This window comes from Pseudomonas sessilinigenes (assembly GCF_003850565.1).
Lineage (GTDB): Bacteria > Pseudomonadota > Gammaproteobacteria > Pseudomonadales > Pseudomonadaceae > Aquipseudomonas > Aquipseudomonas sessilinigenes.
In genome coordinates this window covers 3,084,812-3,106,603 of record NZ_CP027706.1, presented here as the reverse complement: position 1 = coordinate 3,106,603, position 21,792 = coordinate 3,084,812, and the positions used below count along the sequence as shown (strand labels likewise).

The following is a 21,792-nucleotide window of genomic DNA, read 5'->3' as shown; positions in this document are numbered from 1 at the left end:
GCGAACCAGAGGCCAACGGGACTTCACGTCTGCAGGCTCAGATCAGATTGTGCCGACGAGCGATATCGGCCAGCTCGATGACCGAGACAACGCCGAGTTTGGTCTGGATATTCACCTTATGGCCGCTGATGGTCTTGTTGCTGAGGCTCAAGCGCTTGGCGATATCGCCGTTGGAAAGTCCCTGCGCCAACATCTTGAGGATTTGCAGCTCCCGATCAGTGAGGTCTTCCAGGTCTCCGGTCAACTCGTGCTTGCCGAGCAACGGCATGAAGTCTTTCGGAAAGAAGATATAGCCGTCGGCGACCGTCTCGACCGCCTTGATCAGCTTGCCTATGGGCTCGCTCTTGCCGACGAAACCAGTCGCACCGGCCTGCAGGCAACGAGTTGCGTAGTTCTCCTTGGCCTGCGCGGTAAATACCAACACACGGGTATCGAGCTTCTCGCGGGTAATGCGCCTGAGCACGCTCAGGCCGTCAAGCTTCTCCAGGCCAATGTCGAGGATGACCACATCAGGCGCCAGCGACTCGATCATGCGCAACGCCTCCACGCCATCGGCGGTCTCCCCTACGGCCTCAAAGCCGATGGTCACTAGTGCTTGGCGAATTGCCTGGCATACCAGGGGATGATCATCAACGATCAAGACTTTCCTACTCATGCAATCACCAAAGTCATCAGGCATAGACGTTCCGAGAGCGACAAGGCCGATCCTGCAGCGTCTCACTAATAGGCTTACCCATATGGTGTAGCCGATTGGCTTGAGCTGACGGATTTTTCTTGCTGCCGGTGTGAATAATTCTGTCCGGCAACCGGGAAAAAAGCCTCAAGACACCTCTCGATATACGACAAGAATATTCTTGGTCCATGACTCTTGCTTGCCTTCGAGAATCCGCCCGACTGGAAACCAGGCGCTTCTTGCACATGCCGATGGCGCACGGGCTTAGGCTTGGACGTTTTGAGGATCTTGCTGTGCATCGTCAATGCAAAGTCGCCGTGTTTGGCAGGTGTTTCAACGGGCTGCTGGAGCTCTGGCGCAAGCTCAACGGGCTGGGCGTGTTCAGCGTTTCAGTGCAAAGCAGCACCCAAGCACTCCTGGAGCGGCTGGAGGCAGGCGAGCGCTTCAATGCACTCTTTTTCGATGGCTTTGACTTAGACCGGGATGACAGCCTCCTGGAGACCATTGCCAAGTACCAAGCTTTCGACCTGCTCGTTCTGCTGGCAGACGTTAATTCCGTCCAGCGCCAGCAATTGTTCCAGCGGACGCATGAGCGCGCCATGGCGCATGTGCAGGTGCTCCCGCTACCGGTTCGGGCCGAGGACCTGGCGCTCGTGGTCGAGCTGCATCCTGCCTGTGGCCAAGTCGGCAACCTGGAGCCACCAACCACCGGTCGGCGTGCCAAAAGGAATAGGAAATTTCCTAACCCGAAGCTGGAAAACCTGAGCATGGGGCAATACCCTGCCACCACCGCCCAAGGTTACGAGCTGAAACATGTCAGGGAATACACCGTTTGAAAGCCCACGTTGGATGCGTGACCTGGTCCGCTTCCTGCCACTCAAGAGCCAGTTTGTCCTATCCGGCAATATCCGCGACTTGCAGGCCAGCGAGGTGGCCCCCGGCACGGTCACGGCCCTGAGCTTCAACCAGACCCTCTGCGACACCCTGCTCGCGGCCGGCTACGCCCATGTGCTGACGTGGGACCCGGTAACCGGCATGCGCGCCATCGGCAAGCCGGACAGCGATCCCGCGGCGGGCCAGACCCTGCTCAAGGAGCTGGGCCTGACCCCGGTGGATGGCGCCGCTCCGGCAGGCCCCGATCTCTTGGCCGCCACCGTGCAGCGCCTGGTGAATCGCGCCGGCCCGCCGATTGCCCTGGTCATCGACTTCGCTTCGCGCCTGGTGGTGCGCAATGACTCTCTCAGCGCCGCCGAACACCAGCTGTTCACCCAGGCCCTGGTGCACTCCCACCAGGCCCGCAGCCGGCCGCTGCCGGAGCTGCGCAAACCCTTCTTCAATACCTTGCTGTGGCTGGTGGAAAAGGAAGGCGACCTGCCCGACTGGCTGCTGGTGGACAACCCGCGGCTACGCCACATTCCGGTATCCCGGCCCGATCAGCTGACCCGCCGCGCCCTGGCCCCGGCCCTGCTCAAGAGCCTGGCCGGCAGCCAGGAAGCCAGCGAGGACAGCACCTGCGAGGCGGTGGATGCCTTCGTGCAGAATACCGAAGGCCTGCTGCTGCTCGATCTGAGCGCCATCGCCCAACTGGCACGGGTCGAGGGCGTGGCCATGGAGCAGATCGCCGATGCCGTGCGCCGCTACAAGATCGGGGTCACCGAAGATCCCTGGCTGCGCATCGACCGCCAGCAGATCCGCCAGGCCGATGAACGAGTGCACCAGCGGGTCAAGGGCCAGGATCATGCGGTGACCCACATGCTGGACATCGTCAAGCGGGCGATGACCGGGGTCGGCGCCAGTCGCAAGGGCAACCGGCCCCGAGGCGTGGCCTTCCTCGCAGGACCCACGGGCGTGGGCAAGACCGAACTGGCCAAGACCATCACCAGCTTGCTGTTCGGCGATGAAAGCGCCTATATCCGCTTCGACATGTCGGAGTTCAGTGCCGAGCACGCCGACCAGCGCCTGATCGGCGCGCCGCCCGGTTATGTCGGCTACGACGTGGGCGGCGAGCTGACCAACGCCATCCGCGAAAAACCCTTCAGCGTGGTGCTGTTCGACGAAATCGAGAAGGCCCACCCGCGCATCCTCGATAAATTCCTGCAGATCCTCGACGACGGCGTGCTCACCTCCGGGCGCGGTGATCGGGTGTATTTTTCCGAGGCGCTGATCGTGTTCACCTCCAACCTGGGCATCTATCGCCAGGGCGATAATGGCGAGCGCGTCGCCAACGTGCTACCCGGCGAACCCTTCGAACAGATGCAGGAGAAGGTCCACAGCGAGATCGACCGCTACTTCAAGCTGGTGCTGAACCGTCCGGAGATCCTCAACCGCATCGGCGAGAACATCATCGTCTTCGACTTCATCCGCGAGGATGTGGCGATCCAGATCTTCGAGCAGATGGTCGACACCACCTTCAAGGACCTGCAACAGCAACAGGCGTTGTTCGTCGAACTGAGCCCCCAGGCCCGCCAAGGCCTGCGCACGCTGTGCCTGCATGACCTGTCCAATGGCGGCCGGGGCATTCGCAACCAGCTCGAGGCGCGCCTGCTCAATCCATTGTCCCGGGCCCTGTTCGATCAGGATGCGCAGCCAGGCGAGCGTTTCTCGATCACCGCGCTGGACGCCGGCGGCCTGCTCATGGAACGCCGCTGAAAATGCAGTTGAGCCTGTCGCGAGTGCATTTCCCGGTCACCACCCTGGGCCCCGGGCGGCGCCTGGGCATCTGGTTCCAGGGCTGCAGCATCCGCTGCCCCGGGTGCATTTCCGCCGATACCTGGGGGCCTGGCCAGCGGCGCCTGGACATCGACCAGTTGCTCACGCAACTGGCGCCCTGGCTGCGCGAAGCCGACGGCATCACCTTGTCCGGCGGCGAGCCCTTCGATCAGTTCGAGGCCCTGCTGCTTTTACTCCAAGGGCTGCGCCGCCAAAGTCCGGTGGACATCCTGGTCTACAGCGGCTATCCGCTGGAGCACCTGCAACCCCAGCTACGCAAGGCCCAGGGCCTGATCGACGGGCTGATCAGCGACCCCTACGAGGAGCGCCTCGAACAATCCCTGGCGCTGCGCGGCAGCGACAACCAGCGCCTGACCCTGCTCACGCCCCTCGGCCATGTGCGCCTGGCGTCCTATGAGCGTCCCCTGGAAGCCGCCGACAAGGCCCTGGACCTGATGTTCGACGCCAACGGCAGCGTCTGGATGGCCGGCATCCCCCGACGTGACGACCTGCTGCACCTGCGCGACCTGCTGCAGGAGCAAGGCCACCAAATACAGACCAGTGCGCACCGCCACTGAATGGAATTCTCCCGATGATTCGCTTCTGCCCCAATTGCCAGACCGAACGCCCACTCCAGGAGCTGTTCTGCGAAGGCACCGTCGACCAGCACCCTTGTAACTGGGACCTGGCCGGCGAACCGCTGCGCGCCGACGGTTGGCGGCCCCAGGTCATCGTCACCCAAGACGCCATGCCCCAAGATCCCGTGCCCCAGCACGGCCCAGGCCAGGACAGCCCGCCGCCAGAGGCCCCGGCCCAGCCCGAGACCACCGCGCCGGGCCTGGTTTGCAGCAACGGCCATGCCATGGAACCAGGCGACCTGATGTGCCTGGAGTGCGACGCGCCCCCGGCCCAGCCCCCTGGCAACGCGGCACCTGGGCCAGCACTTCCTGATGCCGAGGTTGACCCGGCCAGCGCCAGCCAGACCCTGATCGACGGCTGGGCGCTGATCCGCCAGATCAGCAGCACCGACGGCGTGCGCGAACGCTACCTGGCCAGCCACCAGGCAACGCCACTCCAGGCGGTGTTGACGCTCTACCGCCCCGGCGCCGAACCCGACCCGGCGATCTACGACGTGATCCGCCGCCTGCCCCGTGCGCATGTGCCCGAGATCATCGCCACCGGACGCTGGGACGGCCGGGCCTACGAGGTCATCGAAGAGCTCAGCGGCGGCACCCTGGCGGACCTGGGCAGCATCATTCGCGACACCGACAGCGTGCGCCATGTGGTCCGGGAACTGGGCCAGGCGCTGCATGCCTTCAACGAAGCCGGGCTGCGCCATCGCGACCTGCGCCCCGCCAGCCTGCTGGTACGCGCCCACGAGCCGCTGGACCTGGTGATCAGCGGCTTCGGCTCGGCGCGCCTGTCGGAGTTCGACCTGGATATCGTGTCGCCGCTGGAAACCAGCCGCTACATGGCCCCGGAGGCCATCGCCGGTGGGGTAGCCGCGGCCTCGGACTGGTGGAGCCTGGGGATGATCCTGCTCGAGCAGTTGACCCAGGGCGCCTGTTTCGAAGGCATCCATGCCAATGCCTTCCTTATTCATGTACTGGCCAACGGGGTGCCGATCCCCGATGACCTGGACCCGGGGCTCAACCTGTTGCTGCGCGGGCTGCTGGCCCGGGACCGGCACCAGCGCTGGCAGTGGCCCGAGGTCGAGGCCTGGCTCGATGGCCATCCGGTCGCGGCGCCGGCCTCGTCGTTCCAGGAGCGCGACGACGGCGAAGGCGCCACCTTGCAGCTGGGCCAGCGCCACTACCACAAACCCCGGGTGTTCGCCCTGGCCGCGGCCCAGGCCGAACACTGGGCCCAGGCCCTGGACCACCTGCTGCGCGGGGTGATCGTGACCTGGGCCGAACAGCTCGGCCTGCCCTCCTCGCTGCTCGCCGGCCTGCGCCAGGTGGTCCAGCATGACGGCCTGGAAGACGACTTGCGCCTGATGCTGGCGCTCAAGCTGCTCAATCCGCAAGTGCCGCTGATCCATCGCGGCGACATCGTCACCCCAGGCTGGTTGCTCGAACACCCGTTGGAAGGCTACCGGCTGATCAGCGGTTCGGTTCCCGATCTGCTGGAGCAGCTGCAGACCGACAACTGGCTGTCGCGCCTCAAGCTGCGCGCCGAGCAGGTGCGCCAGCGCGCCCTGCACCAGCAGGTCGAACTGGTGGAAGAGACCCTGCGCATCTACCTGCTGTCGACCTCTCGCGCCAGGCTCGCCACCCAGTGGCAGGAGCGCCAGCGCCTGCTGCCGGATACCGAGCATCCTGGCCTGGCCTACCTGTCGGAACGGCGAGTGATCGCCGAAGAAGACCTGATCGTGCTGCTCAGCGCCGCCATCGAGCAATTTCGCTCGGCCGACTCGATCATCCAGGAAGCCACCGAGCTGGCCCAGCGCACCGAGGTCGGCTGGTTCGACAGCGAGCAAGCAAGCACACTGCTTGAGCACCCGCGCCAGGACCTGTACCGCAGCGTCGACGAACGCATCCGTGGTTTCGCCCGCAGCGGCGTGCCGGCGGTGGATGAGTGGGCCGAGCAGTTTCGCCTGGAACGGCGCATGCCCCTGGCCAAGGTACTGGTGCTGCTGGCCATTCCCGAGAGCCAGTGGCTGGAGCCGCAAAAGCAGCACTACGTATCACAGATCCTCGACTTCTTCGAAAAGAAGGTGGTCACCGCGGTGATGCGCGGCCCGCTGGTGCGCATGAACATCGGCAAGACCACCGCCCGCGTCGACCTGGCCGAATTGCACAGCGAGCGCCGCCCCGCCGCCGCCCTGCTCGACCACCTGCTGCAACGCAACGAGCGCGCGGTGAACCTCGACCCGGAATGCTTCCAGGCCGATCCGCGGATCGAGGCCCGACTGCATGCGCTGTACCGCCAGAGCGCGTTGTACAAGCGCGATACCGGCATCGACGGTCTCTACCTGGGCTTCCCCTTCTTGCTCAGCCGCGACCCGCGCGGCAACGCCCGCCCGCGGATCATCCCGTTGCTGCTGTGGCCGGTGAAACTGCTGCTGGAGCTGGGCCAGCGCGGCAACGCGCGGCTGGCCTTCGACGGCGAACGCGAAGAGGTGCGCCTGAACCCCGCGCTGGACAGCGTGCTCGGCGCCGAGACCTGCAAACTCTGGCGCAAGACCGCCGATGAATTGCTCGGCCGCTCGTCCATCCGCACCAGCGACGTGATGGATGCCTTCGGCATGCTGGCCGGCGTACGCTCGCGCACCTTCGCCAGCCTGCCGGCCAGCACGGTAGAGGTCGCGCCCTACCAGGACGAACTGGCCTGTGCGGCGGTGCTGTTCCACGTCACCTTCATGGGCCAGGCCATTGGCGAAGACCTGCGCCAGCTCAAGTCGCTGTCACCCAACGGCACGGGCCTCGAGACCGCCTTGCGTCTCAGGAATGGCGAGGACGAACAGCCACCGGCCGATCCCGGAGAGTTGCAGCGCTATTTCACCGTGGCCAGCGACCCGTCCCAGGAAGCGGCAGTGCTCCAGGCCCGGCAAGGCCCCGGCCTGCTGGTGGAGGGGCCACCCGGCACGGGCAAGAGCCAGACCATCGTCAACATGGTGGCCGACGCCATCGGCCGCCAGCGCAGCCTGCTCATCGTCTGCCAGAAACATGCGGCGCTGGAGGTGGTGCACAAACGCCTGGTGGCCGAAGGGCTTGGCCAGCGCATCATCATGCTCAACGACGTCAACCGCGACCGCGAGCCGATCATCCGCAGTATCCGCGAGCAGCTGGAGGCCCTGTTCGTCGCTGGTGGCGACAGCCAGGGCTGGTTGCGCCAGCGTGAACAGACGGCGGCGCGGATCGAGGCCCTCGAGGGCGAGCTCGATCGCTACCATCAGAGCCTGCATCACCCGGACCCGGCCAGCGGCCTGAGCTATCGCCGCCTGTTGGGCGAGCTGATCGAACTGGAAGATGGCCCCGCGCCCCTGGAGTTCCCGGCCCTGCGCCAGCACCTGGCGCCCCTGGACCCCGCCAGCCTGACCCACCTGGAGGAGCGCTGCGCGCCGCTGGTTCGCCTGTGGTTGCCGACACGCTACGAAGGCAGCCCCCTGGCGCAGCTGCAAGCCTTCGCCGCCGATCGCCCGACCCTGCAAGCCTTCGAAGACAACCTGCGGGACTTCGCCCAGGCCGAGGCCGATCGCCAGGCCACGCTGCAAGCGCATCCGGCCAGTTTCGAGATCAACGACCCCGTGCCCTACCGCGCATGGATGGCGGCGCACGTCGCCACCTTGCTCGCCCTGGAGCCGCAGCAGCGGCTGCGCCTGGCCCGCTGGCTACCGCTGTTCCGCCTGCGCGAGCATGAGCCGCTGCCCCGTGGCGAGGCCATCCTCGACGAGCTGCGGCAATTGCAGCAGCAACTGCGCCAGTTGCCGGAAGATCGCTACCAGGCGGCGCTGTCGCCCGCCCTGGGGCTGATCGACCACAAGCGCCTCGGCAGCCTGGGCCAGGATTGCGCCAAGGTCATGGCCGCCCGTTCCTGGTGGTCGCGGATCAACCCCTTGCACCTGCTGCGCCGTGGCCGGCTGCGCGAGTTCCTGCAGGAACAGGGTGAAAACCGGATCGAGGAAGTCCTGCCCGCACTGCACGCAGCCATCGACCTGGAGCGCCAATGGCGCCCGCTGCGCGCCGAACTCACGGCCCTGCAACGGGAGCTGGGACTGGACGCCCCGGCCCCCGAAGCCGGCCTGGAGCTGAGCGCGACGGTCACCCACGACATCCGCCAACTGCTGGAGATCCAGGTCCTGGCCCAGGCCCTGGCCCAATCGCCCCGCGCCCACCAGACCGACGCTGCGGTGCTCAGCGGCGACAAGCGCGAGTTCGAAGCGTTGCTCGGTGACCTGGACGCCTCGCTGATTCGCCAGGGCGTACGCCAGACCAGCCTCGACCAGCTCAAGCTGCTCGGCCACTGGCTGGGCGCCGAACTGCTTGGGCAACTGCAACAGGCTATCGAGCACAACCAGAGCAACGAGTTGCCCCTGGCCCGCCTGCAACAAGCCCTGCCCTGCCTCGGCGCCTACCAGGCGTTCCGTGGCCGAGCCAGCCTGCTGGGCGCGGAGGAGCTGGAGCTGCTGGCCCTGCTACGCCAACGCCAGGCGCAATTGGACGCCCTGGCGCCCGAGCAACTGGAAGCTGCCGTGCGCCGTCTGCTGAACCGCGAGGCGCGGCTGGGCTGGAAGCACCGCATCGAACAAACCCATCCCGAGTTGCTGTACGGCCAGGACGAAACCCAGGCCAAGGTCGCCAGCCTGGCCCAGGCCGATACCCGCATGCGCGAGCTCAACCGCGAGCTGCTGGCCAAGGGCATCGACCCCTCGCACCTGGGCAATCGCAAGCAATGGGAAGACGTGACCCGGCTCACCGGCAAGCGCTCGCGGCGTCTGCGCGAATTCATCGAGCTGGGTGCTCCGCTGGGGCTGATGAGCCTGCGCCCGGTGTGGCTGATGAACCCGGACGTGGCCAGTCGCGTGCTGCCGCTCAAGGCCGGCCTGTTCGATACCGTGATCTACGACGAAGCCTCGCAGATGCCGGTGGAGTTCGCCCTGCCGACCCTGTTTCGCGGGCAGGTCACGGTGGTCAGCGGCGACGAGAAGCAGATGCCGCCGACGGCGTTCTTCTCCAGCCGGGTGGAAAGCGACGAAGCCGAACTGTTCGACGGCGACGAACCCGACGCAGAAGCCGACCAGGAGCAACGCGAGGCCTTCGAAGACACCTGGAACCGCCGGGAGATCAAGGACTGCCCCGACCTGCTGCAACTGGCACGCAATGCCCTGCCCAGCACCACGTTGCAGATCCACTATCGCTCCGCCTACCGCGAGCTGATCGGCTTCTCCAATGCCTCGTTCTATGGCAACCGCCTGAATGTGCCCGTGCGCCATCCACAAGCCAGCATCGAGCGGGTCAAGCCGCTGGAGCTGATCCAGGTCGAAGGCCTGTACCAGAACCAGAGCAACGCCCAGGAAGCCGAGCGTGTCGTGCAGTACCTGGCCGAGCTGTGGCGCCAACCCTACGAGCAGCGCCCCTCGGTCGGCGTGGTGACCTTCAACCGCAAGCAGGCCGAGCTGATCGAGGAACACCTGGAGGCCCACGCCGCCCAGGACGAGCTGTTCCGCAGCGCCTACGCCCAGGAGCGCGAACGCAGCGAGGACGGCGAGGACATGTCGGTGTTCGTCAAGAACGTGGAGAACGTCCAGGGTGACGAGCGCGACGTGATCGTCTTCTCCTCGACCTTCGGCCGCAACAGCCAGGGCACCTTCCGCCGCAGCTTCGGGGTGCTTGGCCAGACCGGCGGCGAACGGCGCCTGAACGTGGCAGTCACCCGCGCACGGCACAAGGTGGTGATGATCACCTCGATGCCCATCGGCGACATCTCCGACATGCTCAATACCCACCGTGCGCCGGCCAGCCCCAGGGACTACCTGCAAGGCTACCTGGAATACGCCCGGGCGCTGTGCGCCGGGGAGTTCGACTACACCGGCAAGCTGCTCGACCGGCTGCAGACCGACCGCGGCGACCTGCAACGCGGACAGGGCCAGGATCGCGACGGCTTCGCCAGGATCGTCGGCCAATACCTCCAGGCCCAGGGCTGGCAGGCCGCGCCGGCCAGCGAGGGCGACGCCTTCGGCCTGGACTTTGCCATCGAAAACCCCGGTACCGGCACCTACGCCATCGGCATCGAATGCGACGCCCCCAGCCACACCTTGCTGGAACGCGCCCGCGCCCGGGAGATCTGGCGCCCCTCGGTCCTGCGCCGGGCGATCCCGCATATCCACCGGGTGTCGTCCCAGGCCTGGTACCACGATGGCGACAACGAACGCGCCCGCCTGCGCGAGGCCATCGAACGGGCACTGCCGGCCGCCCAGCCAGATCCGGTCACGGCCCCTTCCAGCGATACGGAGATCTGCCCATGAGTGGTCCCAAGGTAGTACGGATCGTCACCCGCGAAGAAATCATCGCCCTGTGCGAGGGGCATCTGCAGCGCCTGGAACAGGCCGTGGCCCGCTGGGAAGCCCAGGCCGCCAGGCTCGGCGAATTGAACGAGGAACAACGCAACGCTACCCGTGCCCGCGCTGAGCGCCTGCGCGCCCTGCTCGGCCAGGAACAGTTCGCCCAATTGCAGAAAGCCGTGCCGATCGAGATCGAGTACCTGCGCCGCGACCAGACAGAACGTGAGGAACGCGCGGTGCTGCGTGCGACCGAGCAACGCCAGCGCCAGCGCCGCCAGCAAGAAAATGCCGCGACCCTGCTCGGCGCCCTGCGCGCCGCACAGGCAGCGGTTGCGCCCGAGCTGTTGCAAGACGTGGCGCGCCTGGCCGAAGGCGCCGACCTCGACCATGCGCAGCAGGTCCTGGCCCAGGGCTTCAGCCAGCTGGCCAGGGTCGACGAGACGGACAGCTTGAGCGAGCGCCAACGCGAACTGGCCCGGCAACTGCGCGAAGAGACACCCCAAGCCAGCCTCGAACAGTGGATCGCCGCGCAACAGCCAGCCGAGCGTGATCCGCGCCTGCAACGCATCGACCGGCATATCGCCGAACTGCAACTGCTCCAGGGCGCGCCAGCCGCGACCCCGTTCCTGCGACGGCTGGCCCGGGCCGAAGCCCAGGAGCAGGCGCAGCAGCGCAACCTGTTGCTCGACAGCCTGGTGATCGAACTGGCCGAGGCCACGCGCGACTTCCAGCAGCGCCGCGAACTGCTCGGCCAGGTGCAGGACCTGGCCAGCGAACTCCATCCCCACGCCGCGGCCGATCACGCAACCCTGCTGCGCCAGGTCGCCGAGTGCCACGAGCACAGCGACCTGGCGCTGCTGCAAGCGCTGAAGTCCGAATGCGAGGCCGCGCTCACCGCTGTGCTACAGGCCCAGGCTGCACTGGCCCGGCGCCAGGCCATGCTCGAGGGGCTGGCCCGGCTCGGCTACGAGGTTCGCGAAGGCATGGCCACCGCCTGGGCCGAGTCCGGCAAGGTGGTGCTGCGCAAGAGCGCCACCCCAGGTTACGGCGTCGAAGTCGGTGGCAAGGCCGACAACGGCCGCCTGCAGGTGCGCGCAGTGGCCCTCGACCCACAGCGGGACAAGGGGCGCGATCGGGATATCGAGACGATCTGGTGCAACGAATTCCAGCGCCTGCAAGCGCTGCTCAAGGACAGCGGCGGCGAACTGCTGATCGAACGCGCCTTGGGGGTGGGCGAGGTGCCGCTCAAGGAAGCCACGGTCATGGGCGAGGAACGAGAGGCGGCGAACCTCCAGCAGCGGACGCTTTGAGCCGATCGCCCAGCAGCGCTTGGGTTTCCCGCCTCCTGGCACGCCCCCTAACCCTCCAGCAACAGGTGCCGGGGCGGGGCCTTGGCCACATGCTGCAGCACCGCCAGGGTCGCGGAGATCGCCTCCTGCGGGTGCGGGTTGTCATGCAGGCATTCATACAACAGGCCGGTAATGGCGATGCAACAGAACTCCAGCACCCCCGGCACATCGAGGCTGGGCGGCAGTTCCTGGCGCGACACGGCGGTTTCCAGCAGCCGCCGCAGATGCAGCTGGAGCAGCCCCCTGACCCAGTCCAGCCGCCGCTGATGGGTGCTGGGGTCGCTGCCGCAGGCGCCCTGGTACAGCATGATTTCCGAAAGACGGCGCGGCCCCTCGCCACTGACGGTGGCCACCAGGTCGTCGTGCAGCCGTTGCCAGCCGCGGTGGAAATCCACGGCTTGCGGCCGGTCGTTCTCCAGGGGCAGGGTCTGTTCGCTGAACAGCGCATCGAGCAGGTCCTGCTTGCCCTTGAAATGCCAGTAGATCGCCCCCCGCGTGACCCCGGCCTGCCGGGCGATCTGATCCAGGGTGGTGCTGGACACCCCTTCCCGGGAGAACAGTTCACTGGCGGCCTCCAGGATCCGGCGACGGGTGCGCGCGGCCTCGGCTGCGGTCTTCCTGGCCATGGCCGGGCTAGTCCTGGGCCACGCGAGGAGTTCGGCCGATCATCTCCTCGATCTTCTGCTTGCACGCTTGCAAGGCCTGCTGGAACGCCTCGCCCCTGGCCGCCGCCCGTGAATTGGGGGCAACGATGGAGATCGAGTAATGGCCAAGGTAGGTGTCCAGCAGCACCGCGTAGGAACACAGGCCCTCGATGTACTCGTCCTGGTCATTGGCTGCGCCACGACCCTTGATGGCCCGCAACTGTTCCAGCAACGCCGCACGCCCCAGGCTCTTGGGGGTGCACACGGGCAACGGATCGGGCAGCAGCGCCTGCTGGGCCTCGCTCGACAACTGCGCCAGTAGCACCTTGCCGCCGGAAGTGGCCGTGGCCGGCACATGGATGCCGATGGGGAACACCACGCGCAACTCACGCTCGGCGACGATGCGATCCAGCACATAGACCTTGTCGCCAGACAGCGACGCCAGGCAAGTCGACTCCTGCACTTCCTCGGACAGGGCGCTCAGGTATGGCCTGACCAGGGAAATGATATCGACCTGGGCCTGGGTCACCAGTTGGCCGAAGGCCGGGCCCAGGCGAAAGCCGCCAGCCGGGCCCAGGGTCTCGACCAGATGCTCCACGCACAGGGCATTGATGATGCGCTGCACCGTCGAGCGCGGCAGTTCCACCACCTGGGCGATGGCTCCCAGGCTCAAGCCCTGGGGGTTGCTGCCCAAGGCCCGCATGACCGACGCGGCCCGCGCGATGACCTGTATCCCGCCGTGCTTGGCGCTGCTTTCTTCCGAATCATTCATACGACTCCTTGGGGCTGGCCGCGAGGCCGTCGTGCCGGGTTCTGTGAATTGGCCGCCACTCTAGTGGCAAGCGGCCGATCAGGCCAGCCGAGCAAATCCGAGCTTGCATTAGCTGAATCTCATGGTGGTACACTGTATCGCAATACGGACCACAAGTCGTAATTTTTGACTATTCAGTCCCACAACAGGAGACGAGCGTGAGACTCAAGCAAGCTTTGTGTGCGCGGCCATTCATTCCCCTGGCGGCCTTGTGCCTACTGGCCGGTTGCGGCGCCAAGGAGACGGAAATGGCTGCCGCCCCCGCGCCGGAGGTCGGCGTCTATACCGCCAAGGCCCAGGCACTGACCCTGACCACCGACCTGCCGGGCCGGACCTCGGCCTATCGCGTCTCGGAAGTCCGGCCCCAGGTGTCCGGGATCCTCCAGCGCCGGCTGTTCGTCGAAGGCGCCGAAGTCAAGGACGGCCAGCAGCTGTACCAGATCGATCCGCGCACCTACCAGGCCCGCCTGGCCCGGGCCGAGGCCAGCCTGCTCACCGCGCAGAACCTGGCCCAGCGCTACGAGCGCCTGCTCAAGACCAACGCTGTCAGCCAGCAGCAGTACGACGATGCCCTGGCCACCTGGAAACAAGCCCAGGCGGACGCACAGATGGCCCGTATCGACGTGCAATACACCAAGGTCCTGGCGCCGATCTCCGGACGTATCGGGCGTTCGGCCGTCACCGAGGGCGCACTGGTGACCAACGGCCAGGAACAGGCCCTGGCCACGGTGACCCAGCTCGATCCGATCTATGTCGACGTCAACCAGCCCATCACCAAGCTGCTGGGCCTCAAGCAGGCCCTGGAGTCCGGGCGTTTGCAGGCCAGCGGCCCGGACCAGGCGCAAGTCAGCCTGACCCTGGACGACGGCACCCCCTACCCGCTCAAGGGCACCTTGAAGTTCTCCGAGGTCAGCGTCGATCCCACCACCGGCTCGGTGACCCTGCGCGCCGAGTTCCCCAACCCCGACCGCAAGCTGCTGCCGGGCATGTTCGTCCATGCCCAGCTCAAGGAAGGCGAGCAACAGGCCGCCATCCTGATCCCGCAACAAGCGGTCGGCCGGGATGCCCGCGGCGTACCCACTGCCTGGGTGGTCAAGGCCGACGACACCGTCGAACAACGCGAACTGCAGACCCTGCGCACCGTGGGCAACGCCTGGCTGATCGGCGCCGGCATCGCCGATGGCGAGCGGGTGATCACCGAAGGCGTACAGCGCGTGCGCAGTGGCCTGGCCGTCAAGCCGGTGGCGGCCGGCAACGTCAAGCTGGTGGCCGAGTTCGGTGCCGCCGCTGGCCCCCAGGCCCATTGAGGAGTCACTGATCCATGTCTCGTTTTTTCATCGACCGGCCGATCTTCGCCTGGGTGCTGGCCATCGTCGCGATGCTCGCCGGCGCCCTGTCGCTGCTGAAGATGCCCGTCAGCCAGTACCCCAACATCGCCGCACCCGCGGTCTCGATCCAGGTCAGCTACCCCGGCGCCTCGGCCAAGACCGTGCAAGACACCGTGGTCCAGGTCATCGAACAGCAGCTGGCCGGGCTTGACGGCTTTCGCTACATGTCCGCCGAAAGCAACGCCGATGGCAGCATGAACATCATCGTCACCTTCGAGCAGGGCACCAACCCCGACATCGCCCAGGTCCAGGTGCAGAACAAGCTGCAACTGGCCACCCCGCGCCTGCCCGAGGAGGTCCAGCGCCAGGGCCTGCGCGTGGTGAAGTACCAGATGAACTTCTTCCTCATCGTCGGCCTGGTGGACAACACCGGCAAGCTGGACAACTTCGACCTCGGCAACCTGATCGCCTCGCAGTTGCAAGACCCGATCTCGCGGATCAACGGCGTTGGCGACTTCCAGCTGTTCGGCTCGCCCTATGCCATGCGCATCTGGCTCGACCCCGGCAAGCTCAACAGCTACCAGCTGACCCCGGGCGACGTGGCCCAGGCCATTCGCGAGCAGAACGTGCAGGTCTCCGCCGGCCAGCTCGGCGGCCTGCCGACCCGTTCCGGCGTGCAGCTCAACGCCACGGTGCTGGGCAAGACGCGCATGACCAGCGTCGCCGATTTCGAGGAGATCCTGGTCAAGGTCAAGGCCGACGGCTCGCAAGTGCGGGTCAAGGACCTGGGCAACGTCAGCCTGTCCTCGGACAACTTCGCGATCTCCTCCAAGTACAAGGGCAAGGAATCGGCCGGCCTGGCCCTGCGCCTGGCCAGCGGCGGCAACCTGCTGGAGACGGTCAAGGCGGTCAAGGCGGTGCTGGAGAAGCAGAAGGCCTACCTGCCCGAGGGCGTGGAGGTCATCTACCCCTACGACACCACCCCAGTGGTGCAAGCGTCGATCCATTCGGTGATCCACACCATCTTCGAAGCCGTGGCCCTGGTGTTCCTGGTGATGCTGCTGTTCTTGCAGAGCATCCGCGCCACCCTGATCCCGACCCTGGCGGTGCCGGTGGTGCTGCTGGCGGCCTTCGCCCTGCTGCCCCTGTTCGGCCTGAGCATCAACGTGCTGACCATGTACGCCATGGTCCTGGCGATCGGCCTGCTGGTGGACGATGCCATCGTGGTGGTGGAGAACGTCGAACGCCTGATGCATGAGGAAGGCCTGTCGCCGCTGGAGGCGACACGCAAGTCGATGCAGCAGATCTCCGGCGCGCTGATGGGCATCGGCATGGTGCTCTCGGCGGTATTCGTGCCCATGGCCTTCTTCGGCGGCTCGGCCGGCATCATCTACAAGCAGTTCGCGGTGACCATCGTGGTCTGCATGGGCCTGTCGGTGCTGGTGGCGCTGATCTTCACCCCGGCCCTGTGCGCCACCATCCTCAAGGCCCCCAAGGGCGATGCGCACCACGAGAAGAAAGGCTTCTTCGGCTGGTTCAACCGCACCTTCGAGCGCAGCACCCAGCGCTTCGAGCGGGGCGTGGGCGGCATGCTCAAGCATCGTGGGCGCTACCTGCTGGCCTTCGTGCTGATCACCGGTGGCACGGGCTTTCTGTTCACCCAGATTCCCAAGGCGTTCCTGCCCAACGAAGACCAGGGCCTGATGATGGCCGAGGTGCGCATGCCGCTCAACGCCACGGCCGAACGCACCGAAGCGGTACTCCAGGAGGTCAAGGACTACCTGGTCAACGAGGAAGGCGAGCGCGTCGAGCACGTCATGACCGTCAACGGCTTCAACTTCGCCGGCCGCGGGCAGAACTCCGGCCTGGTGCTGGTGGTGCTCAAGGACTGGGCCGTGCGCAAGGCCGCAGGTGAGGACGTGTTCAGCGTCGCCCGCCGCGCCAACCAGCGCTTCGCCAAGATCAAGGACGCCACGGTGATGGCCTTCGTGCCGCCGGCGATCCTGGAGATGGGCAACGCCATGGGCTTCGACCTCTTCCTGCAGGACAACTCCGGCCTCGGGCACGAGGCGCTGATGGCCGCGCGCAACCAGTTCCTCGCCCTGGCGGCGCAGAACCCCAAGCTGCGCTCGGTACGCCCCAACGGCAAGGACGACGAACCGCAGTTCCAGGTGCGCATCGACGACGAGAAGGCCCGTGCCCTGCAGGTCAGCATCGCGGCGATCAACGAAACCATGAGCGCGGCCTGGGGCTCGATGTACGTCAACGACTTCATCGACCTGGGCCGGGTCAAGCGGGTCTACCTGCAAGGCGTGGACAGCTCGCGGATATCCCCGGAAGACTTCGACAAATGGTACGTGCGCAACAGCCTGGGGCAGATGGTGCCGTTCTCCGCGTTCGCCACCGGCGAGTGGATCTACGGCTCGCCCAAGCTGGAACGCTACGGTGGCATTCCCGCGGTGCAGATCCTCGGTGAACCGGCGCCCGGCTACAGCACCGGCGATGCGATGCTGGCCATCGCCCAGATCATGCAGCAACTGCCGGCGGGTATCGGCCTGAGCTACAACGGCCTGTCCTACGAGGAGATCCAGACCGGCGACCAGGCGCCCATGCTCTACGCCCTGACCGTGCTGATCGTGTTCCTGTGCCTGGCGGCGCTGTACGAGAGCTGGTCGGTGCCGGTGTCGGTGATGCTGGTGGTGCCGCTGGGTATTCTCGGTGCGGTGCTGGCCACCCTGTGGCGCGGGCTGGAGGCCGATGTGTACTTCCAGATCGGCCTGATGACCACGGTCGGCCTGTCGGCGAAGAACGCGATCCTGATCATCGAGTTCGCCAAGGAACTCTACGAGAAGGAAGGCCTGCCCCTGGCCAAGGCTGCCATCGAGGCCGCCAAGCTGCGCCTGCGCCCGATCATCATGACCTCCCTGGCCTTCACCTTCGGCGTACTGCCCATGGCCATCGCCTCGGGTGCCGGCGCCGGCAGCCAGCACTCCATCGCCACCGGTGTGGTCGGCGGGATGATCACCGCCACGGTGCTTGCGGTGTTCTTCGTGCCCCTGTTCTACGTAGTGGTGGTGAAAGTGTTCGAACGCAACAAGCCAGCGGTAGCCGCTGAAGGAGAAACGGCATGAAGCGCACCGGCCTCTCGATCGCCCTGGCCCTAGCCCTGGGCGGTTGCAGCCTGATCCCCGAGTACCAGCGCCCCACTGCCCCCGTGCAAGCGGCCTGGCCCCAGGGCGCGGCCTATGACCAGGCGACCACCGCCAACCAGGCCCAGCCCGAGACCGGCGATACGGCCCTGGACTGGCGGCTGTTCTTGCGCGATCCGTCGCTGCGCACGCTGGTGGCCACGGCCCTGGACAACAACCGCGACCTGCGCCAGGCCGCCTTGAATGTCGAGGCCTACCGTGCCCTGCACCGGATCGAGCGTTCGGCGCTGTTCCCCAGCGTCGATGCCAGCGCCGGCGGCAGTCGCCAGCGCCAGCCCGCCGACCTGTCGCCCAGCGGCAAAGCCGGAATCCAGAGCCAGTACAGCGTGGCCCTGGGCTTGTCCTATGAAGTCGACCTGTTCGGTCGCTTGCGCAGCCTGGAACGGGCGGCGCTGGAGCAATACCTGGCCAGTGCCGAGGCCCAGCGTGGCGTGCAGATCGCCCTGGTGGGCGATGTGGCCATCGCCTACCTGACCTGGCGCAGCGACCAGGAACAACTGGAACTGGCACGCTCGACCCTGGCCAGCTACCGGCAGAGCCTGGAGCTGATCCAGTCGAGTCGCGAAGTCGGCACCGCGTCGGCGCTCGATGTGCGCCAGGCCCGCAGCCTGGTGGAAACCGCGCGAGTGCAGCAAGCGCTGTACACCCGCCAGGTCGCCCAGGACGTCAATGCCTTGCAGTTGCTGCTCGGCACCGCGTTGCCCGCCGGCTTGTCGCGGACCACGGCCTTCGAGCAACCGCTGGCCGCGCCAACCCCGGGCCTGCCGGCCGACCTGCTGCTACGGCGCCCGGATATCCGCGCCGCCGAGCATCGCCTGCTGGCCGCCAATGCCGACATCGGCGCGGCGCGCGCGGCGTTCTTCCCGAGCATCAGCCTGACCGCCGCGGCCGGCACCACCAGCCGCGAGCTGGATGGCCTGTTCGAGGGTGGTTCGGGGCTGTGGAGCTTCGCACCGCAGATCAACCTGCCGATCTTCACGGCCGGGCGCCTGCGCGGCAACCTCGACTACCGCAAGGTGCTCAAGGACGTCAACGTCGCGGCCTACGAGCAAAGCATCCAGACCGCCTTTCGCGAAGTGGCCGACGGCCTCGCGGCCCGGGGCACCTTCGGCGAGCAGTTGCAGGCCCAGCGCGACCTGGTGAACAACGACCAGGCGTACTACGCACTGGCCAACCAGCGTTACGACGAAGGCGTCGACAGCTACCTGGCGGTACTCGACGCCCAGCGTGAGCTGTTCGGCGCGCAACAACAGCTGATCCGCGATCGGCTGAACCAGCTCAGCAGCGAAGTGAAGCTGTTCAAGGCCCTGGGCGGTGGCTGGGACAGCCACGAGCCCCTGGCCCTGGCCACCCAAGGCCAAGGCGGCAAGCAGTAGTTGAGCGGGCGTTCAGGCGAGCGGCCACGCCCCGCTCGCCCGAACGCCCAGGACCAGGTGACACCACGGGTTTCTTCCCGCTTGGCCAGTTCATGCAGTTCCCCACTGCATGGCTGGTCTTTTTTATTGCCCGTCCCATCCCGGCTCGCACCGGCCGAACACATACCGATCAACCAGGGCAATGCCCTGCCCCCCGCGCCTGGCCCGCCTGAGGCCTGCGGCGTCACTCACCACAAACCCATCACCCTGGCCTTTGAAGACCGGGGGGCGCAGTTCAGGGTGCGAGGAACGTGATTTAAAAGTGGCACGGCCCGGTGATCGTGGGCACCGGGCCGCACCATGCCCTCCTGGCGGACGGACAGCGGCCGGCCTGGTGAGCGCCGGCCCTGCCCAGGCTTCCATGCCTGGAACCCTTGAGGACTAGAAGCGGTAGCCCAGGCCCACCGTCAGCATGTGCAGCTCGCCACCGGCCTCGACACCTTCGCTGGCGCCCTCGCCCTTGGTGATGTGCCGTAAGTCGTACATGTAGGCGCCCGTCACCTCCAACTGGTCCGAGACCTGGTAGGTCAGCCCCAGGTGCAGGCTCTTGGGCTGGTTGCAGGGGGCGATGGAGACCAGCGTGGCCTCGCGATCCGGCACCTGGTGATTGGCCAGGGACACACCGGTACGCAACTGCAGGCGTTCGCTGTAGTGGTAGTTGACCCCAAAGCGAAAGACCTGCTGGTCGCGCCAGCCGAACCCCGGCCCGTTGCCGGCTCCCGGTGGCCCGCCCTGGGTCAGTGAATTGGCCAGGGCCTTCTCGCTGCTCCAGTCGATCCACAGGTAGTCGAAGGCGAAGGTCCAGGGTCCCGAGTCATAGGCCAGGCCGAGGCCTGCCTGCTGCGGCATGTTCAGGCGGCCATTGGGGATGATGTCCTCATGGGCCTCGAGCTTCTGGAACCACACCGGGCTCGAGTAGGTCAGGCCCAGGCGCAGCCCGGGGGCGATGGTCCCCAGGTAGCCGATGCCCAGGCCAGCACCCAGGGCATAGTCACGGTCGTTGCTTGCGCCGAAGTTCTCCAGTCCGTGGAGCATCAGGGTTTCATACCCCAGCTTGAGCGACAGGCCGAGGTAGTGCCCCGGCTGGAACTCGTAGGTGGCCGTGGGCGCCACCAGCATCTGCACCAGCTCGGACTTGACCTTCGAGGTGCCGAAGGCCGGCACCGACTTGCCGTAGTCGATACCGGCACCATAGCCGGATACCGCGACGCCGACAGTGATGTCCGGACGGTACTGGTAGTTGGCGCCGAACCCCGGCACGAACACCAGCACGTCATCGCTGTTCTTCGCGCCCTGCACGTTCGAGCGCAACTGCCCGGTGGTGGCGGTCAGGCTGCCATCGATCCGGGTGCCGACCCGGCCCATGCCGGCAGGATTGTTGACCGCCGCTACCGCGTCGGTGGGGTTGGCGATGGCGGCGCCGCCCATGCCCATGGCCTGGGCGCCGTAGCCGGCGTACTGCGGTCCGTTGGAAGCGCCCGCGGTGGTCGCGACCAGCAGCGGACTGGCGAGCAGCAATCGGGAAAATCTGTTCATGACCCTGGCTCCTTGTAGTTGTTGTGATCAGGTCAATGGTTGGCGGTCCTGCGCCGGGCACAGCGTCGCCCGGGGCGCTTGCTGGCGGGCAGGCACCGTCGATAGGCAGACAAGGCAAGCGCGGGCGCCCAGGCGCCCGCTGTCACTCAGCCCCGGGGGCTAGGGGCGGCCCGCACCTTTGCCGATGGCAACGCGGGTGGTGAAGATCGTGGTTTCGGTGCGCAGGTTGACCATGGCCTCGAAGATGTTGTCGCCCTCGACCTTGGTCGCCACCAGGAACAGGGTCTTGCCGTCTTCGCCGCCAAAGGTGCTGGCCACGCATTCGTAGCCCGGCATCGGGATGCGGTGGGTGACTTCGCCCTGGGGGCTGATGCGCATGAACTGCTCGGCGCGCAGCATGCTCAGCCAGATGCCGCCTTCGGCATCGATGGAGATCCCATCGACGCAACCACGCTTGCGGGCACGGTCTTCTGGCGAAGGGAACAGCAGCGTCAGGTCCAGCAGCACGCGGCGGTTGACCAGCTGGCCGTCGACGATGTCCACCGCGCTGAGGCGCTCGGCGAAGGTCTCGACGAATACCAGGGTCTTCTGGTCCGGGGTGATGACGATGCCGTTGGGGAAGTTGCAGTCCTCCACCCCCACCGAGATCTCGCCGTTGGGCTCGACGATCACGATGCGCCCCGGCTTGAGCGGTTCACCCTCGAAGACCCGGGCCCCGACATCGTCGACATAGATCCGACCCTGCGGGTCGATCACCATGTCGCCGACATAACCGGTGAACACAGCGGACAGGTCGGCATAGAGTTCCGGGCCCTGGGGGGTGTAGCGGTACAGCCGGGCTTCGTGCATGGAGCTGAGGATCAGCTCGCCATTGGGCAAGAACCCCATGCCGTTGGGCTTGTGGGGCATTTCGGCGATGACCCGGCGATTGCCGGCGGCATCGATGGCATAGACCTTCTTGCCCAGCATGTCCGAGACATACAGGGTGCCGTCACGCCAGCGCGGGCTTTCACCGAAGTACAGGCCGCGGGTCAGTTCGTTCAGTGCATATTGTTCTTGTTCTACGGTCATTTTGCGTACTACCTCTGGTTTGTTGTCTGGTGGGTGGCGGCCCC

12 protein-coding genes and 1 pseudogene are annotated in these 21,792 nt (G+C 66.5%); 7 read left to right on the top strand and 6 right to left on the bottom strand.

Translation table 11 applies throughout. From position 1 onward, the window contains the following. Nucleotides 1-37 precede the first annotated feature (37 nt). Entirely contained in the window at nucleotides 38-655 is a 618-nt protein-coding gene (locus C4K39_RS14405) for a response regulator transcription factor (protein ID WP_068583463.1), read from the bottom strand. Nucleotides 656-1,146: 491 nt separating this feature from the next. Continuing rightward, a complete protein-coding gene (locus C4K39_RS32240) occupies nucleotides 1,147-1,281 on the bottom strand; it encodes a hypothetical protein (RefSeq protein ID WP_416220666.1) in 135 nt (44 codons plus the stop codon). A 167-nt stretch (nucleotides 1,282-1,448) separates the two neighbouring features. Between C4K39_RS32240 and C4K39_RS14395 the strand changes: the two are divergent. The 4 genes and pseudogenes from C4K39_RS14395 (at nucleotide 1,449) to C4K39_RS14380 (ending at nucleotide 11,695) form a co-directional block, all read left to right on the top strand. After that, a pseudogene (locus C4K39_RS14395) lies at nucleotides 1,449-3,322 on the top strand (AAA family ATPase). 2 nt (nucleotides 3,323-3,324) lie between these two features. After that, entirely contained in the window at nucleotides 3,325-3,960 is a 636-nt protein-coding gene (locus C4K39_RS14390; protein WP_124346749.1) for a 4Fe-4S single cluster domain-containing protein, read from the top strand. A 14-nt stretch (nucleotides 3,961-3,974) separates the two neighbouring features. Next, nucleotides 3,975-10,349, top strand: a complete 6,375-nt coding sequence (locus tag C4K39_RS14385; RefSeq protein ID WP_124346748.1) for an AAA domain-containing protein — start codon at nucleotides 3,975-3,977, stop codon at nucleotides 10,347-10,349. Beyond that, the gene (locus C4K39_RS14380; RefSeq protein ID WP_124346747.1) at nucleotides 10,346-11,695 is read left to right on the top strand and encodes a coiled-coil domain-containing protein; all 1,350 of its coding nucleotides are present in this window, start codon (nucleotides 10,346-10,348) and stop codon (nucleotides 11,693-11,695) included. Before C4K39_RS14385 ends, C4K39_RS14380 begins: the two co-directional genes overlap by 4 nt. A gap of 47 nt (nucleotides 11,696-11,742) precedes the next feature. Here C4K39_RS14380 and C4K39_RS31980 read toward each other — a convergent pair whose 3' ends face one another. Both C4K39_RS31980 and C4K39_RS14370 read right to left on the bottom strand, forming a co-directional pair. Beyond that, a complete protein-coding gene (locus C4K39_RS31980; protein WP_068583362.1) occupies nucleotides 11,743-12,360 on the bottom strand; it encodes a TetR family transcriptional regulator in 618 nt (205 codons plus the stop codon). 7 nt (nucleotides 12,361-12,367) lie between these two features. Continuing rightward, a complete protein-coding gene (locus C4K39_RS14370) occupies nucleotides 12,368-13,150 on the bottom strand; it encodes an IclR family transcriptional regulator (protein ID WP_068583360.1) in 783 nt (260 codons plus the stop codon). Between the two features lie 197 nt (nucleotides 13,151-13,347). Between C4K39_RS14370 and C4K39_RS14365 the strand changes: the two genes are divergently transcribed. Genes C4K39_RS14365 through C4K39_RS14355 form a run of 3 tightly spaced genes read left to right on the top strand, consistent with a single transcriptional unit; the run spans nucleotide 13,348 to nucleotide 19,102 of the window. Then, complete coding sequence (locus tag C4K39_RS14365; protein WP_164487286.1) at nucleotides 13,348-14,496, top strand: efflux RND transporter periplasmic adaptor subunit; 1,149 nt, start codon at nucleotides 13,348-13,350, stop codon at nucleotides 14,494-14,496. 14 nt (nucleotides 14,497-14,510) lie between these two features. Then, a complete protein-coding gene (locus C4K39_RS14360; RefSeq protein ID WP_124346746.1) occupies nucleotides 14,511-17,648 on the top strand; it encodes an efflux RND transporter permease subunit in 3,138 nt (1,045 codons plus the stop codon). Then, the gene (locus tag C4K39_RS14355) at nucleotides 17,645-19,102 is read left to right on the top strand and encodes an efflux transporter outer membrane subunit (RefSeq protein WP_124346745.1); all 1,458 of its coding nucleotides are present in this window, start codon (nucleotides 17,645-17,647) and stop codon (nucleotides 19,100-19,102) included. Before C4K39_RS14360 ends, C4K39_RS14355 begins: the two co-directional genes overlap by 4 nt. 420 nt (nucleotides 19,103-19,522) lie before the next feature. Here the strand turns inward: C4K39_RS14355 and C4K39_RS14350 are convergent, their stop codons facing one another. Both C4K39_RS14350 and C4K39_RS14345 read right to left on the bottom strand, forming a co-directional pair. Further along, complete coding sequence (locus C4K39_RS14350) at nucleotides 19,523-20,677, bottom strand: OmpP1/FadL family transporter (RefSeq protein WP_124346744.1); 1,155 nt, start codon at nucleotides 20,675-20,677, stop codon at nucleotides 19,523-19,525. Between the two features lie 159 nt (nucleotides 20,678-20,836). Further along, nucleotides 20,837-21,748: an SMP-30/gluconolactonase/LRE family protein gene (locus tag C4K39_RS14345; RefSeq protein ID WP_053129384.1), complete on the bottom strand. Its 912-nt coding sequence runs from the start codon at nucleotides 21,746-21,748 to the stop codon at nucleotides 20,837-20,839. Nucleotides 21,749-21,792: the final 44 nt, after the last annotated feature.